Below are 16,594 nucleotides of genomic sequence, written 5' to 3' on the forward strand. Positions count from 1 at the left end.
GATCACCTTCGTTGCCAGGCTCACCGTGAAGCTCAGTACCGACAACGAAAACACCATGCCTAAGCCATATAGCAGCCACTTGCTGAACAACGACTTCGTCGCCTGGAACAACAGGCACATGATGAACAAGGACCGAAGCCCACAAACAGCGCCATACCGATCTTGTTCAACAGCAGCAGTGAGCCCCCCACCACGCCGGGGCCTGCCATTCCCACCCCAGTGAACCAGCGCGCACGCGTCTTCTCGTAGTCTCGCTGCTGGTTGCCTGCAGTCTGCATCTGATCGATGCTCATCATCGCAATCTGCATCAAGCCCAAATTCTTGTCGATCGCATCGTAGGGACTTTCCGAATCCCCGGTCACCACTTGGGTAATGGACTGGCTAACACCGTCAGTCAGCGTCCAGTACAGTTTCGACGAACCTTCGGCCATGCTCGTCGCCAGACCGATGATCAGCGCCGCACGCAACGCCGTCACCACCAGGCCCATCGCCGCCTCGCGGGACTGGCCGGTCACGATGCGATACCCCTGGAACATGACCCACAGCGTCAACACCGTCAAGGACACAATGCCAATCAAGGCCGAGGTGCGCTGCAGTAGCGTCCACTGAAATATATCGATCTCGTCGCTGCAAGATCTTCATGTGCAGACAAGATGACCTTGGCAATGCTTATGTCAAATGCCAAGGTCATCGATTGACCCCTACGGCACGATCAAATCGTCCTGCTACGCGCCTCGGTTTCTTGCACCTGAGACTGCACCTGTGTCGTCTGGCGCTGGCCTTCCTCGGCCGCTTGTCGGGAGCTGTTTTCTAATGATTGGCTCTGCGTCTGGTCGCGGTCCACAAAAACCCGGCGCATCGCCGGATCGGTCATCTCGCCCTGCACTGCAAAGAAACCGTCACCGCTCTTATTCGGCGCAACATGATCGATGCGTTCGAGCCCACTGACTTTCGCCTCGAAAACGATCTGACCAGCTGCTTGCTCAAGCTCTTTGCGGTTGGCGAAACCGCCACGCTCGCCTAGCGCTTCGAGCTTACTCACTGCTCCGTTGTACATCGCGTTATCTGGATGACGAGGGTCGGAAAGCAGGGGACCAGATGCTGACTGTGCCTGTGCAGCGGGAGCAGCCGTCTGCTCGGCTTGCCTGGCCGTTTGCTGCGACAGTGCCTGCCCCAAGGCTGCCTGCGTCTGGTTACCCACCACACCATCTACCTGCAAACCACGCTCGCGCTGGAATTGCTCGACCGCGTATTTGGTGTTGCCGCCGAAGTCGCCATCAGGGTGCAGCGGCTTGCCGTCGCGGCCGGTTGCGCCGAGCTGAGCAAGCTGGCCTTGCAACTGCTTCACCGACTCACCGCGCTCGCCCTGTTCTAGTTTGCCATCGTGCGATTTCACGGCGTGATGGGAGGTCGAACTGGGCGCTATGCTGGCTTTGAGATCAACACCATCGCGCTTGACGCTCTCGATCAAATCAGGAACACGACGCTCCCAACTTTCCGCGTGCCGTTGGCAGTCTTTGGCTGCTTCAATACTCCAAGGTTTGCTGGGCGTAACACCATTTACTACACGCCTAGCATTATAGAAGTCGTGGCTATCGGCATCAATATAGCGATCAAGAGGCTTGCCAGTAAACAAGCCATCGCGCATACCAACAACCAATACCTTTGCGGCGATTTCTGGATCCTTCGCCATATCTGGATTGCGGACCATTTCACCATTCAGGCCCAGCAACTTGTCAAACTTTGCATAATTGTAGTCATGGGTGAGATGCACGTAGCCACGGCCATAAAATTCTTCGCCGCCGCTATATCCAAGCTTGCGCGCTTGGCTACGCCCGAAATCTTCTTCAGGCGCCTGAAAGTTACGCGTCTCATGCTGAGCCGTCGCCAACATGTACGATATTTGCTTTGGATCGGTCACACCGTTCTCAAGCGCGGTTTTGACGATCAATCTAACGGAATATTCTCGATCCACACCAAAGCCTTCGGTGCTCCGGCCACGTCCATCACTCATAGTATTCTCCGTACGTGCATGTCATTAGAATTTGTTGTTGCATCATCGGCACTACAAACCCGAAGATGCGTTGCATGTACTCACTACAAACTACCACCCACTTCCTATTTAGTTACCTCCTTCATCTCACCGTTTTGAAGTCGCTCGATCCGTTTCTTCGGGTTGGCCGGATCATTCGTGTCTTCGGTTACCCGCTCTATCAGCACTGCCTCGTCCTTTCTGAGTTCGTAGGTATCAAAAACATGGATACAGCATCCATCCCCAGAAGTAGACGTCAGTAGATTTCCTTTCACGGAGAATAAGCCATTGGCCATTACCGTGATATCGGAAAGCGACTGATTGAAGACAAGGCGTCTTTGCGCAGAATCGAAAAGATAGACACTGTAAGAGGGGCCACCATAACCACCCTCTTTTCCAGACCACACCACTACATCTTCGTGTCCATCGCCATTGATATCGGCCAAAATGATTGAGTGGCGGTTTTTCTTGTAAGTGTCGTCTAGCGGACCATGATAGAACGTGGAATTGCTATCCACGTACAATGCCTCAGGCTCGACAGAAATTGCCCTGACTCCCGGAAATGCCACCTCCACGACCGGCGAACGGTTACATAGCATGATCCCTGGACTATCTTCGTTGCAGCTCTGCGCTTTGATTGAAACAGCGATACCGCTGATATCTGCTCTTATCTCGCCCTGACCATTGAGTGTGGCATTAACGGTTGACGGCATTTTCAAATCCTTTTGCGGCGAGGATTCAGGCTTTTTACCAACTTCCGCTCCGTCAGTCTCTGCGGACGGAGCATTGCTAGGACTGCACGCTGTGATCGAGACGACACAACCTAAGTACAGCGCCCCCACCAAAGCTCTGGCTAGTGCACGCTCCAACATAGAAAACCCTTTTAATATTTTTTAAATATTGGATCAGAGCATCCGGAATACATTAATTTACAGTCCTTGCCACCACTTTTTTCACACCTGCTTGTAGCCAGATCAACTGCCCGCTCTTTTGTAGCAGAAGCCTGAGAGAAACCTCTCGTATCGCTTGAAACAAGAGCAGCACATTGGTTTTTATAAACAAAATCAACCTCGCAATCAGAAGCCCCCCCTAAAGAGCATTGATAAAGTGCAGAGTTCTTAGCATCCTCTTGTGATAGCTTACCAACCACTGCGCCAGACTCGCCTGTAGAGTCTGAGCCTGCAATTGCGCCCCACGTCTTTATCCATTCTCCAGTTGGCCGAGGAGGCGGAGATGCAATTTCCCCCCTTGAAGTTCCTGAATCGGGTCCACATTGTGGGCTACCGGGTGCGACACCATTTGGACATGCGGTTTGTCCAAAAGCTGGGAAGGAATTAAATACAAAAAAAATGAAACCGTAAAAAAATATTCTAATTCTCATAAAAATAACCTTATTTTTTACAATTTCGTCAGTTATTTCGTGGCGATACCGCGGCTACCAGCTGCAGGCTCCTGAGATGGAGCAGGCTCGGTCCGCATAACGGTATTTCTACGTCCATGATCTGCACCAGAGTCATTACGCTCCTTAGCAGGCTCCGAAGGCTGATAAGGCCTACCAGCCCCCGGCTCCTGATTGGCCCGGTCAAGCTGCCCCAGCGCCGAGTACGCCGTGAACTGACCCAGCGTGCCCTGGAAGAAGGCCGCTGCCATCGGTGGTGCGGTCACAATTAGAGTTGTCATCACCAGGCCAAGCCCTCCTTGTTGCAATGCCATGCTGCTGATGCCCTCGCCACTGTTTCCTGGCATCGCGTACTTCACCAGGAATGCGACAGCCACTGCGCCGATCACCTTCGTTGCCAGGCTCACCGTGAAGCTCAGCACCGACAACGAAAACACCATACCTAACCCATATAGCAGCCACTTGCTGAACAACGACTTCGTCGCCTGGAACAACAGGCACATGATGAACAAGGGACCGAAGCCCACAAACAGCGCCATACCGATCTTGTTCAACAGCAGCAGTGAGCCCCCCACCACGCCGGGGCCTGCCATTCCCACCCCGGTGAACCAGCGCGCACGCGTCTTCTCGTCGTCTCGCTGTTGGTTGCCTGCAGTCTGGATCTGATCGATGCTCATCATCGCGATCTGCATCAAGCCCAAATTCTTGTCGATCGCATCGTAGGGACTTTCCGAATCCCCGGTCACCACTTGGGTAATGGACTGACTAACACCGTCAGTCAGCGTCCAGTACAGTTTCGACGAACCTTCGGCCATGCTCGTCGCCAGACCGATGATCAGCGCCGCGCGCAACGCCGTCACCACCAAGCCCATTGCCGCCTCGCGGGACTGGCCGGTCACAATGCGATACCCCTGGAACATGACCCACAGCGTCAACACCGTCAAGGACACAATGCCAATCAAGGCCGAGGTGCGCTGCAGTAGCGTCCACTGAAATATATCGATCTCGTCGCGCAGGAAATCGTTGATCAGCGAGAAGAACGCGTAATTACCAAGACTGCTCAGAAAATCCATATGTCACCACATTCCACTGGACGGCCAGGCCGTGGAGCACTCGCTGCTCCGGGTTCGATTACACCTGCGACGGCACGCGCATCCTGCGCGTGCCGAGATCTCACTTGCCCAAATCTAATGGCTCCATATCACGAGGTCTGTCGGATCTGACCGAATCCAACGCCGCCTTCATGGCGACCCCGGCGACCACCGACTTGCCGAAATCCCCCAAGGTGTTGCCCAGACTCTCGAAGAAGCTGCCGATGCCTCCTTGGCTAGAGGGATCCCCGGAGGGCGCCTTCTTGCCCCGCATCGCCGCCCATGCCTGCGCATCCTGTTGCTTGGTCAAGAAGCCCAGCCGCGTTTGATACGCAAACATCGCCGATTCCATTTGCTGGCGATCAATGTCCATCAGTGTCTTCAGTGCGATCAGCTTGTTGGTATTGTCCTCCAACTTACCGAGTTCAGTGTCTTTGATCTCTGCGCGCTCTTGTTCGATCTTGCGCAAGCGTTCAAGACGCTTTTTGGTGATGTCGTACATCGCCACCATATAGTTGTACTGCGAATTGCGCGTGCGCTGAATCAGCTCGCACCCTTCTTTCTGCTGGGTCGCCACCGGCGTCCCCGCCGTGGTGCTTGAACAATCGGCAATCCCGTAGTCATCCGGCACCACCTTGATCTCTTCCTTGGGTTTGTCGACTTCTGTCCCGCTGTCCTTGTCTTTGGGCTTTTTGCCGAGCTTCAGTGAGTTCTGGATCTCTTTTACTTTGGTGTTGAGGTCTTTGTCGACGACTTCCCACTGCGCACTCGCGGCTCCGGCCATGCAGAACAGCACCAGCCCCATGAACACGCAAGAAAAATGTCTGAACTTGGTTGCCATGATGTTTTTGCCTCCTGACACAGATGAAGTTGATGCGTGGAAAGTGTGCTGCCGATGATGGGAACTACGCATCTTCGGCCTCCTTGTCTTTGACGGCTTTGCGCTTGCCCGAGCCCTTGCGCTTGGCATAGAAATCGTTCAACCATTGCTCCGGCGTCAGTTGATCGACGGTGACGCCAAGCTTGCTGGCCTTGCCGCCCAGGATTTCATGCATGATCTCGATGTTGTCGGTCGAGGACGAAATGACCGATAGTGCGTCATCCATCCCACGCAGGTTGAGCTGGCACACTGCAGACGCATGGCCTTGCTTGACCAGGAAGCAGCGCGAGCGCTCGTCCAGCGAGACCACTACCTGGTACTCGGCATCGGTCAGCTTGAGGCCTTCGATGTAATCGTCGCGACTGGCATTGGGGTTCGGCAGAAGCACCATTGTGGCGGTCTGCTCGATCAGCGCCGCAGCGATGTCGCTGGCCAGGGCGTCCTCCGGGCTCTGCGTGGCGAAGATGCCCAGGCCGTTTTGTTTACGGATGGTCTTCTGCTTGTTCTTGGCGAACTCTTTCAGGCCACCCTTGCCATCGAGGATCTTCCAGAACTCGTCCATCACGTAGATGAGCGGGCGGCCATCGATCAACGCTTCCAGGCGGTGCAGCAGGTAATTGATCACCGGCACTCGGACTTCGGCGTTATCGATCACATCGGTGTAGTCGAAGCCGATGATCGAGGCGCGCGTCAGGTCGATGGTATCGACGGGGTTGTCGAACACCCAGCCTAGCGAGTTACCAGCCGTCCAGCGACGCAGGCGCGCGTACAGCCCGTCGTCACCCATGTTGGGCAGGCTCTTGCGGAAGTTGCTCATACTACGCAGGTGCATGGGCGTGTCCAGCATGCCTTCGACCGCACGATAGATGTCTTCTTCCTCGCGGGAGCTATATTCGGGCTTGCCGCCCAGCACCTTGATCAGTTCGGCGAGGAACTGCGTATTGGCTTCATTGCGCTCGCACTGGAACGGGTTGAAGCCGGTCGGCACGCCATTTTCCAGCGCCAGATAATTGCCGCCACACGCTCGCACGAAGATCTCCGCGCCGCGGTCCTTGTCGAAGAAGAAAATGGTTGGGATCGGATCGAACTTCTGCACCTGGCTCAGCAGGAAGTTGATCAGCGCCGTCTTGCCGGTACCGGACTTGCCGATCACCATCGTGTTGCCGATCGCCTTCTCGCCGAGGGAATTCTCGGCCGGATGCGTGGCGTGGAAGTTGAAGTAATACGGCTGCCCGTTGGTGGTCTGCAACGTGGTAACGCAGTCGCCCCACGGGTTGTTGTGCTGCTTGCCCTGAGCAAAGTTGTGCAGCGGCGACAACCCGAGGAAATTGAGCGAACTCAAGTTGGCGATACGTGTACGGAAGCGCCAGTTGCCCGGCAGCTGCGCATAGAACGAGGAGGCGATTGCCAGATCTTCCTTGGCGGATACGAAACCGGCGTTGGACAATTCGGCGCGTGTCGTCGCGATCTGCCTGGCCAACTTCTCCTGGCTATCGGCATAGACCGCCAATGTAAAGTGATATTCGCCCAATACGAAGTTGCCGGACGCCACGTCGTCCATCGCCAGGTCTAAGTCACGGATCTGGCTGGACGACTTGTCGCCAGACGAAATCATCATTCCCTTGGTGCGTTCCAACACCTTCAAGGCATCGTGGCGCCCGACCGGGCTGAACGAATGCGTCATCACGTATTCGAAATCAAGATACTTCAGGCCATTGAGAATGCCCGGATAGGTTCCGTCGGCATATTCCTTGACGTTGAGGATCGCACCAAAGTGATTGATGCCATCCGGGGTGCGAATGACAAAATCGCCGGTCTTGTTGGCAAACATGTGCTTGCTGACAGGCAGATAAGCCGGAACAGGAGCTTGCAGCACCGGAACAGGCTCGTCGATCCGGTTGAGCAGGTAGCCGAGAAACTCCAGCGTCTCGGAAAACACCACACCATTCTTGGCCTCATACATGCCGAGCCGGTAAGGTGAATAATCCTTCAGTACCGCCTCGACGTTGGTGGCCAACTCGACGATCTTGGAGATGGCCTGCTCTTCCTCGGCACGGATCTTGTCAGGATTTGCAGATTTTTCGACTAGGCGCCGCCCCGTCACCACCGGGCGATAGATCATGCTGAAGTACAACTCGTTCTGCATGATTTTTTGCGAGGATAGCGCTGCGTAATACTCGTCGGACAACGTCTGATTGAACGATTGCTTGAAGCGCCCGCCCGTGCCAATTTTTCGACGACGGCGAACGTCATGAACCCAGAACGCGATATTGGCGAAATCCGGTGCACGCAAGGTTTGCAGCAACCGATTAAATGTGTTGTGCCGCTGTTCGAGTTCGAACTCGTCACGCCCAACGAAGGGCAGGCCAGCCAGATGCCAGATCAACAGATAGTCTCCACCTGTCGTCTTGACGACGGACGGAGCGACATGTGTCGAAATGGAAACAAATTCGCCGATCGGACTGTCTGGACTGAACATGGTCTTACCAAATTAAGAGGAAAAGCATCGCACCAGGAACTATCTAAAACACCAACCCCACGCGGATTGAACGCATGGGGTTGGCTAACTTTCTCAAGTGCTCATCGCGGCTTGCCCGGCGGGCCCTTGCGGTACTCGTTGGGAGTGAATACCCACATCCCGGAGTAACGCTGAAGGTTTCGAGCGCGCATTCGGAAAAGCCAGCGCAATCCAAGCAACCTGAAAATCATTTCGTCCCTCTTTGCCATTTGCTGCATGCCAAAGATGATGACGGGGATGGTGAACAGGTACCAAAGATTGATGTACATCCCCAACAGCAAGCCACCGCCCGCACCGATGAAGAAAGGGATATACGGCACCCCCAGAAACATCGCCGGACGGGTGCAGCCGCGGAAGAGGACGTCTTTATGCATAGTACTGAGCGATCTGCACCAACGCAGCACCGACTCCCGAGCAGTCGTTAGCAGCAGCACCATCCTTGTTTTGAAGAATCATGTTGGCGATCTGGCCAGCTGCGCCAATCAGAACACCACCGATAAGGATCGGGGAAACCTCAGAGATACGCTTGTGTGCAAAGGCAATTTGATACCCGGCCACGATAACCGCAATGGTGACCACTGCAATCGAACCCATGTTCAGAAGCTTCTTCACATTATTCAGGAAGCCGCAAACCTGAGTGTCCGTGCCACCAAGGCCGTTGCTTTCTGCTGCTGCACCACCGGCAACCATCAGCAGCGAGATGAATACCAGCGCCTTCACTGCCTGGGTGCCAACCATCTTGGCATCTGCCATTGTCTTCTTGTCGATTTCAAACTTCATGTCTAACTCCTTGGGAACAGAGGGGGTCCAGCAGCCGTGTCCTTGGCGATCTTCCATCCTAAAAAACAAATGCGCTATCTACTTGCGGAGCCGCCTGTGGTGCACGCGGCATTAAAACGGGATTTGCGGGTTGATCAGTCTGCGTCGAGGTCTGGGGTGAGACGGCGGGCAGCGCCACCCCACGCCCCTGCCCTGTCGGCTTTATCACATACAACTCGTTCTCCGCTGTAGGTGCCACGGGGGTGGCCCGACTCGGCAGAGAGTAAGGTGCCGAAGGTGATGACAGCATAGGCCCGGACGGTGAAGCCACCGTGTTGCCCGCCCCGGATAGGTCCTGAATACGACGCGCCACGATCGCATCTGCCAATTCGGCGGCTGCCTGCTTGAGCGGATTGGCAGGCCGCAACTGCACCTGTCGCGTCGGCACGACCGCAATGGGCTCGGCTCCAGAGGATGATGCTACCGACTGACGAATGGATGCATAGATCTTCTGGACATAACCGTGCTTGAAGCCGGTCTCGAAGTTACCGGAGTAGTAACAGCTGAACGACTTGCCCCAATTTGCGCCGGAGCGCGAATGGCACTCAGCCAGAATCCTCGAAGCAGCGACCAGATTGGGGCATTTGTCGAATGCCATCTCGTAACTGGTCAGCCCGTACTTCTGCAGGTTGTAGCGATTGACTTGGCCTAACCCCAGGGAGAAGTTATAACCCTTCTGTTCCAGCATCTTGGCGGTGGCGACTGCCTCAGCCAAACCCCGTGGCTCACGCACCAAGCGCCCGCCAACCACACCGATGGCATACGGATTACGCGACGACTCGACACGGACAACGTGCTGCATCACCTCGCCAGGAACAGCAAGTCCAGTGCACCCCATCAGTTCCATGCCAGGCAACATGTCATTACTCCTTGCAAAACCAAACCAGCCCTAACGAAAGAATTTGCCCCTCAACCGCCGCGCAAGGTTCTCAGAGGATCGAAGTCGATGCCCGTGATGAACCGGCGCCCGGCGTGTGCCTTGATGTGAACCACGATGTCGATCGTCATTCGCAGCAAACGCTTGATCACTTCGAACTCCAGACCGGAGCCTTCGTTGGATGCCTTCACCATCAAGGCCAACTGGTCCCAGGTCTGCTCGACGCTACCGGCGTGGCAACTGGTGATGGAACCCGGATGTCCCGATGCGCAGTTACGGATGAAGTAGAACGACTCATCACCACGCAACTCGGCCAGGATGATGCGATCCGGTTTCATGCGCAGGCATGCCTCCATGCAACTCTTGGCAGTCACATTGCTGGCGCTCTGTCCACCCTTCGAATACAACAGGTGCACGGAATTGGGCTGACTGATGAACAGCTCACGCGCGTCCTCGATGGTGACAAGACGTTCTTCGTTGGGGATGTGATTAACAAGTGCCTTCATGAAGGTGGTCTTGCCGCTGCCTGTTGCCCCAGCCACGACTACATTCTTCTTGTACAGCACGCACTTTTTGAAGAACTCGGCATAGTCACGTTTACGGCGCAATTCCAGCAACTCCTGGTCATGGTCGCTGACATCGGCCGACTGTTCCAGGACCTCGTCGAAGAAACCGTCGTGTTTATACTGCTCCAGCGACTTCGTATGCTTGGAAGGCAACCGGATCGTGATGGATACCTTGCCGGCGTCGCATGCCGGCGGCATCACGAACTGTGCGCGCTGCCCCGTCGGAAAAGTCAGTGATACCACCGGGTCGGCGTCGGTGATACGTTGCCCGGTATTGCTCTCGTTAACGACTGCAGTACAAAACTGCCGAGCACGGTCGTAAGTGAGCGACGGCACATCAACCCGCTGCCACCCATGAATGGTCTCAAGATACAGCTCACCCGGACGATTGATGCAGATTTCGGTCACGTCAGGCGAGTTCAGGTAATCCAGGATTCCCAGCACTGAGTACTGGTAATCCAGGAAGTCATTCGAGATGCGCGCTGTCGGGGAATCATCGATCGTCATGGCAACCACGTCATTCACTTCGGCAGGACCGCCGAGAAGTCGACGTCCTTGGCAACATAAACGTTCAACACGGTGCCCTGATTGATCGTCAAGGTAGCCGGCCGACGCCCAGACTTTTCGACCGCCTGCTCGGCGAGCTGCTGCATGCTGCGAGCAGTATTACTCTCGAAGGGCTGCTGAGTGACGATTCCGCTGCCAACACCGATTGTGGTCGTTTCTGGACCATATTCGGCAGCCGCATACTTGAAGGCATCGCTCAGCAGGCTGATGAACAGCGCCGATGCAATCTTGTTGCCCCAGTGTGCGTTGTAGTTGCCGGGATGGCCGGCGCTACCCAACGTATCAATCCCGGGCCCCACCAGCGTGACATCCAGACCGGTCGGCGTGGTGACACGATCCCAGACCACCTGCAGACGCCGTGTCGTCGGCTCCCCGGCACCATACTGGCCCAGCATCTTGGAACCCTTCGGCAGCAGCAGGTTGTGCCCGTTGATGGAGTAAACCGGCTCGGTCACGATGCACGATGTATAGCCACCGAAATCGGAAATGATCCGGGTCTCGAGGATGCAGCGAATGTACGTCCCGCGCACCAACAATCCGTCCGGGTTGCTGATCGGCTTCGCCAGTGTTACAGCATTATCCTCCTCTCCGGGCGCAGCTGGCGGGCCAGCTTGCCCGGGCATGCCTGCGCCGTTCGCAGCGGATTCGGCGAGGATTCGGCGCTCCAACAATGTCGGACCGCGCTGACGCTCAGGCGCAGAACTTGTGTCTTCGCTCTCGTCGGTGGGCATCGGCGGCAATGGTGGCAGACTCGGCTGCTGCGCGAGAGGCACGGGTGCCTCTTCGACGGGCGCAGTCATATTCTGTGGCAGCGCGGGGGCCACAACAGTCTCGGCGCGCGGCTTCGGCGGCGCCGAATCGTCCCCGCTTTGCGTCGCCAGCCAGAAAATGACGAGAATCAGCAGGGCCGCGATGGCCGCCAGGAAGACAAGCGCCTTACGATTCAGCCGTTTGATGTCGCTGGAGCGCAGCACCGGTTCATTGGCGTCCAGGTCAGGCGCGGCACCTGCCTGCTGACGCGCATAGTACGGATTATTGCGCTCGTCGTACTCGCCGTTATGCGACGCTTCTCCGCGGTTGTTCGGGGAGTGATCATCTGGGCCGTTGGGAATATTCGAGTTCACTTTTGCTTGTTCCTTCGCAGACCGAGGACGTTATCGCCGTGGCGAACCACCAGGAAAGGATAGGTCCCATGCACGATCAGGGTATTGCCTTCCACCGTCGTATTGACGAGAAAATCCTCGGAGTGCTCTTTCTCGCGAGCGAAGACCGCCGGAAAGTTCCCGGTTGGAAACCGCGTCAGATCCATGTTTATGTACGTGAACTTGCCATCGTCGTAAACCCGGCTTGGAATCAGCCAGGATTTCTTGGTACGCGTGGAGTAATCGTAATCATAGTAGTAACGACGATCCTTCAGGATCTTTGCGTTCAACAACGGACCTTTCTTCGACGTGTCCGCATCTTCGACATTGTTGAAACTGGTGTCCTTCGGGTAGGTAAACACCACCTTGTATTGAACGCCTGCCTGCTTCGCCTGCTCGAGGCGCTGCCAATCCGTTGCAACCACCTTGAGTTCGAGAATGTAGGAGTGGGTTGCCGTACGAATCATCATGTTCGTATCGACGTCAACGTTCTTCGGCTTCAAATAAAAGACATTCTCGCGTCGTGTGAGCTCCCAGCCACCGGTGAAACCGGTGCTGTAGTCCAGGATTTTTTCGTTCGGACTTAGCTCGACCTGAGTGGTGATCCCCAGACCCGTACGTACCTGGTAGATACGATCGGGCGCATACTCATATTCCTGAACAACCTGGGCTGCAGCTGAGAAAGCACAGAGTGCAAGTGGCAGCGCTAAAAATAACGCAGCCCTGTACCGGTTAAAAAGTTTCATCGACCGCTTGCTCCATTGACATTATTCGGCGTCCCTTGGGGTTGAATCGCAGGCTGACCCGCCGGCTGCATTTGATCCGGAAACGCGGGCTGTGCTTGCTGTTGCGGCACGCCCCCCTGCGGCAAGGCTCCTTGCTGGAGCGGAACGCCCCCTTGCGGAATCGCACCGGAGACATTTGCCGCGTTGGGATCGACAACGCCTGTGCCAGGCTGCTGTGCCGCTGCCTGAGGCTGCGCATTGATGACAGCACCAGTGGCAGGCGCTGCTGGCAGCGAGGAGTAGTCGTTATCGACCCGATAATCTGTCACCCGGAATCCCAGGGGATTTTCGACACGTAAGCTATCACTCATCTCCAGATTGTCCTGATAGACGAAGCCCATGGTGGCGATCTTGTTATCGAGCAGCGTGGAGAGCGTTGAATTCTTGTCATATACGGTCCGCTGGAAGCGCACGGTCGCACCTTTGTAGGGCTGCCCCTTCCCGCCGATCAGCGTGATACTTAGGATATTGACGCGGACTGCGCGAAGCTTGCCGTACGTATTCAACGGCCGTAGCGGATTGTTTGAGGAATGCAGTGCGCGATATTCATTCACAACATTTGTCGTGCCCATTGCCGACACGGTATTCCAATCACGTTGACCGATGATCGACAAATCAAACGATTCGCGGGCAATGATGAAGCGTGCGATATTGCTACGCGCCAAGGCCTCACTCGTAGTAATCGTTCTCCCACCAAAATTCGCTTCAAGCTTGGCGATAGTGCTTGTACCCGAATAGGCATCTGCCATGACTAGATAGGGCACTTTCTCCTTCAACGGCAGCATGTAGTAATAGCCGCCCGCAGTCATGACGGTCACGACCATCGACAAGGTCGCCACAATCCACGCGCGCTTTTCACTGCGGCGCGCAAGATCAGCGATGCTCACCTCGTAATTAACCGCCTTCTGGACGGCCGCCCCGACTTGGGCAGATCCATCTTTCTCACTGACCTTCTTACGCAACATGTCTAGATCCGTCACCGTGGGGCCTTGTCAGGCCTGAAACTGTTGCCGCGATGGGTTGCGGGCATGGGGGAAGCATGGACGTCCTTGTAAATGTGATGCCTCAGGTGCATCGCATCAGTCGACGCTTCCTTAAAGCTTGGATCCGGTTGATACCGCTACGGGCTGTACGAGCAGCTTGTTGGCAGAGACTGACACCGAGACTCCTTGCGCGGCATACACCGCGCTCAGCTCTGTTGCGGCCTGCTGCACGCTGGTGGTGCTGATATTCGAAACCGGCGCAATCAGGGTGTAGTCCGACGGCAGGTTGTAGGACAACTGCATATTGGAATCCGCAGCCCAACGTTCCAGCATGGTCTTTAGCGTGCCATCCATCGGCGTGGCCTGATACGTGTAGGAGGTGTAGAGCGGAATTTCGGTCGGGGCCTCGTCAAAATGATTGACGTGCTTCCAGCGCCCGCCAAAGTCGGGAGCAGGCTTGGTCGCGCAGGCGCCAGCCAACATGGCAGCCGCTAACACCAATGACAGCTTGGACACATACATCGGATTCACTCTGACTTCTCCAACTCAGGAAATTTCGGACTTAATGATGGACAGCACAGCGGCCCCGCGCACCTAAAGATGGCAGAGCAACAAGGGCTTTGAGAAACCGGCTGGAAACGCGAGGCGCACATGAACCGCCCAGGCAGGCGGCGCAGTGCTGCGCATACGCGCAGAAGAAGTAAATGAGCACATCAAAGAACCATCCATAGCGTTACTCCTATACGGCCCCATCCGGCGCCGCCCCCTAACAAAAAACCAACAAAACAGGAATTCTTTGTAACTTTGCCCTTAACGGACACATGAGTCAAGAATTACCCATACATGGCCTCAGTCGATATGTGATGAACATCACACGCCGACAGAAAGCGTTTTCACATCCGTTTTCGGCAGCAGCCGGGCCGTGAAGTGCCTGTCTTCGTAGTAGCGGATCTTGTCGCACTTCACCGGGTGCGGGATTCCTTCGTATAGGAAGACTTCCTTCTCGTTGCCCATGGCCTTGAGCTCCTGCGGCAACATCAGCGCCCGGCGCTCCTCGGAAACGCTATGCGTCGTCTCACGCCCTCTGGTGACATTCTTCTTCTTGATGGTGGTGTACCCCAGCATCTCGGAGTAGTCATTTGCGTCCTGCTGCTCGCGCGGGGCGTAGAGGATCTGCAGGGCGTGGTTGGTGATGATGGTGCGCGAGAGGTCCTTGCCGTAGGTGGCGTCCAGCTGCGCCATGCTCTGGATGATGGGCAGCAGCCGAATGTTGTAGCCGGCCATGTAGGCAACGGCGGTGGAGATGATGTCCACCTTGCCGATCGAGGTGAACTCGTCCATCAGCAACAGGCACTGGTACTTGAGCTCAGGGTTGGACTTGGGCAGTTCGCGGGTGTTGAGGTTGATGATCTGGCTGAAAAGCAGATTGATGATCAGGCGGCTCTCGGCCAGCTTGTTGGGCTGGATGCCGATGTAGATGGTCATTTTCTTCTTGCGCAGATCCGTGAGCAGGAAATCGTCGGCGCTGGTAGCAGCGTCCAGGACGGGATTGATCCAGGCGTTGAGCGGCTCTTTCAGGGTACCCATGATGGAGGCGAAGGTCTCATCCGCCTGTGACAGCATGTTGGCAAACGCCGATTTGGCGTTGCTGCTGAGGAACCTGCGTTCGGACAGCGACTTCAGATATTTCTTGAGGTCGGTGCCGTCGCCCGACGAGAGACGGTAGATTCCGCCCAACGTAGGCGCCCCTGCCCCGCCCGGGAAGCCCAGTGACAGCTCCTCGTCCCAGTTTTCGAACAGATAAAGCGAGAACGCCATGAACGCGTTGCGCGCTTGGCTGACCCAGAATTTCTGATCGTCCGAACCGTCCGGGTACAGCATCGCGGCGATGCTCATCAGATCCGAGACGCGGAAGGCCGGATCAGCCGACACGTAGGTGAGCGGGTTCCAGCGGTGCGTACGGCGATCTTCGGCAAACGGATTGAAGAGAAAAACCTCGTGCCCCTGGCTGGCACGCCAGCCGCTGGTCAGATCGAAGTTTTCCTGCTTGATATCCAGAACCACCACCGATTCCTGGTACTCGAGCAGATTGGGAATGACCACGCCCACGCCTTTACCGGAGCGCGTCGGCGCGGCGAGGATGACGAACTGCTGGCCACTGAGCCGGACCAACTTGCCATTGAACTTGCCGACTACGATGCCATTCGGGCTTGGCTTGAACAGCCCATGCTTGGAAAGATCGGCAGCGCCCGCAAAGCGCGCGTCGCCATGCAGCGCTTTCTGCTTGGGCTTGACCAGCAGCACCATGCCGATTGCCCAGACGATCCCCGGCAGGCCAAAACCGAACGCCCCAGCCAACTTGATCTTGGTCACGTAAGGCGCGACTTCCGGAAGACCCATGGCGCTGACGTAGCGATAGTAGGTGTCCCACGCGTACAGCTTGGTATCCAGCCGCAATAGCAGCAACGTCAGGTAGCCCGACAGGCAATACCCGATGAGCATCGTCACCACGGTGGCGATTGCGGCGATTTTGAGCTTGGACACGCGCCCTTCTCCCTGGCTTGCTTCTGTCAGCGTTTAGCGACGAATAGTTGACTTGTGATCCAGCGTGTCGGACTTGCGCCCACCGCCTTCGCTTTCGACCAGTGAGTCGATCCAGACTTTGGCCTGATCCAGCGAGAGGTCGGGCGTCAAGCGCGTGCCCGCGTCCGTGACCACCGCATAAGCCACGACGCTGTCAGCTGCATAAACCTCTTCACGCGTGATGGCCACCACGCGATAGCCCCCTCTGGTCAGCACGGTGTGCTGGTACTCGTCCATCGCCAGTCTTCCTTTCCGTCAGCGCGGTAGGCGATGCTAAAGCAAGACGTGCGTCTGAGAAAGCGATTTCAACGCTGTCCATGCCCGGCCCGGCTCGCCATGACACAGCGGGTGC

16 protein-coding genes and 1 pseudogene are annotated in these 16,594 nt (G+C 56.2%); all 17 read right to left on the reverse strand.

Annotated features, from left to right (window positions below):
- A pseudogene (locus ACD584_RS21230) lies at positions 1–620 on the reverse strand (type IV secretion system protein); the annotation flags it as partial.
- Between the two features lie 92 nt (positions 621–712).
- Entirely contained in the window at positions 713–2,014 is a 1,302-nt protein-coding gene (locus tag ACD584_RS21235; protein ID WP_076036028.1) for a peptidoglycan-binding protein, read from the reverse strand.
- Between the two features lie 104 nt (positions 2,015–2,118).
- Positions 2,119–2,745, reverse strand: a complete 627-nt coding sequence (locus tag ACD584_RS21240; protein ID WP_076036029.1) for an FG-GAP repeat protein — start codon at positions 2,743–2,745, stop codon at positions 2,119–2,121.
- Positions 2,746–2,915: 170 nt separating this feature from the next.
- On the reverse strand, positions 2,916–3,413 hold the full coding sequence (locus ACD584_RS21245) for a DUF4189 domain-containing protein (protein WP_076036030.1): 498 nt from the start codon (positions 3,411–3,413) through the stop codon (positions 2,916–2,918).
- Between the two features lie 32 nt (positions 3,414–3,445).
- Positions 3,446–4,504: a type IV secretion system protein gene (locus tag ACD584_RS21250; RefSeq protein WP_047709431.1), complete on the reverse strand. Its 1,059-nt coding sequence runs from the start codon at positions 4,502–4,504 to the stop codon at positions 3,446–3,448.
- Positions 4,505–4,604: 100 nt separating this feature from the next.
- On the reverse strand, positions 4,605–5,327 hold the full coding sequence (locus tag ACD584_RS21255; protein ID WP_046345990.1) for a hypothetical protein: 723 nt from the start codon (positions 5,325–5,327) through the stop codon (positions 4,605–4,607).
- 100 nt (positions 5,328–5,427) lie between these two features.
- On the reverse strand, positions 5,428–7,881 hold the full coding sequence (locus ACD584_RS21260) for a VirB4 family type IV secretion/conjugal transfer ATPase (protein ID WP_076036031.1): 2,454 nt from the start codon (positions 7,879–7,881) through the stop codon (positions 5,428–5,430).
- 101 nt (positions 7,882–7,982) lie between these two features.
- Positions 7,983–8,294, reverse strand: coding sequence for a type IV secretion system protein VirB3 (locus tag ACD584_RS21265; protein WP_075285572.1), 312 nt, complete (start codon positions 8,292–8,294; stop codon positions 7,983–7,985).
- Complete coding sequence (locus tag ACD584_RS21270; RefSeq protein ID WP_040941090.1) at positions 8,287–8,700, reverse strand: TrbC/VirB2 family protein; 414 nt, start codon at positions 8,698–8,700, stop codon at positions 8,287–8,289. Before ACD584_RS21270 ends, ACD584_RS21265 begins: the two co-directional genes overlap by 8 nt.
- Positions 8,701–8,758: 58 nt before the next feature.
- Entirely contained in the window at positions 8,759–9,586 is an 828-nt protein-coding gene (locus tag ACD584_RS21275) for a lytic transglycosylase domain-containing protein (protein WP_175611798.1), read from the reverse strand.
- Between the two features lie 62 nt (positions 9,587–9,648).
- On the reverse strand, positions 9,649–10,698 hold the full coding sequence (gene virB11 / locus ACD584_RS21280) for a P-type DNA transfer ATPase VirB11 (RefSeq protein WP_029216906.1): 1,050 nt from the start codon (positions 10,696–10,698) through the stop codon (positions 9,649–9,651).
- A gap of 5 nt (positions 10,699–10,703) precedes the next feature.
- Complete coding sequence (locus tag ACD584_RS21285; protein ID WP_075285571.1) at positions 10,704–11,873, reverse strand: TrbI/VirB10 family protein; 1,170 nt, start codon at positions 11,871–11,873, stop codon at positions 10,704–10,706.
- Positions 11,870–12,637 (reverse strand): TrbG/VirB9 family P-type conjugative transfer protein, encoded by a 768-nt coding sequence (locus ACD584_RS21290; RefSeq protein WP_012437992.1) that lies wholly within the window; start codon positions 12,635–12,637, stop codon positions 11,870–11,872. The genes ACD584_RS21285 and ACD584_RS21290 overlap by 4 nt, the downstream gene beginning before the upstream one ends.
- Entirely contained in the window at positions 12,634–13,641 is a 1,008-nt protein-coding gene (locus tag ACD584_RS21295; RefSeq protein ID WP_076036033.1) for a virB8 family protein, read from the reverse strand. Before ACD584_RS21295 ends, ACD584_RS21290 begins: the two co-directional genes overlap by 4 nt.
- Before the next feature lie 129 nt (positions 13,642–13,770).
- Positions 13,771–14,181, reverse strand: a complete 411-nt coding sequence (locus ACD584_RS21300; RefSeq protein ID WP_006449256.1) for a TcpQ domain-containing protein — start codon at positions 14,179–14,181, stop codon at positions 13,771–13,773.
- 348 nt (positions 14,182–14,529) lie between these two features.
- Positions 14,530–16,203 (reverse strand): type IV secretory system conjugative DNA transfer family protein, encoded by a 1,674-nt coding sequence (locus ACD584_RS21305; protein WP_076036034.1) that lies wholly within the window; start codon positions 16,201–16,203, stop codon positions 14,530–14,532.
- A 33-nt stretch (positions 16,204–16,236) separates the two neighbouring features.
- Positions 16,237–16,479 carry a hypothetical protein gene (locus tag ACD584_RS21310; RefSeq protein ID WP_011269633.1) on the reverse strand — a complete coding sequence of 81 codons (243 nt, stop codon included), beginning with the start codon at positions 16,477–16,479 and terminating at the stop codon, positions 16,237–16,239.
- Between the last annotated feature and the right edge of the window lie 115 nt (positions 16,480–16,594).

The sequence above is a fragment of the Xanthomonas sp. NCPPB 2922 genome (assembly GCF_041520885.1).
Classification (GTDB): Bacteria; Pseudomonadota; Gammaproteobacteria; order Xanthomonadales; family Xanthomonadaceae; genus Xanthomonas; species Xanthomonas campestris.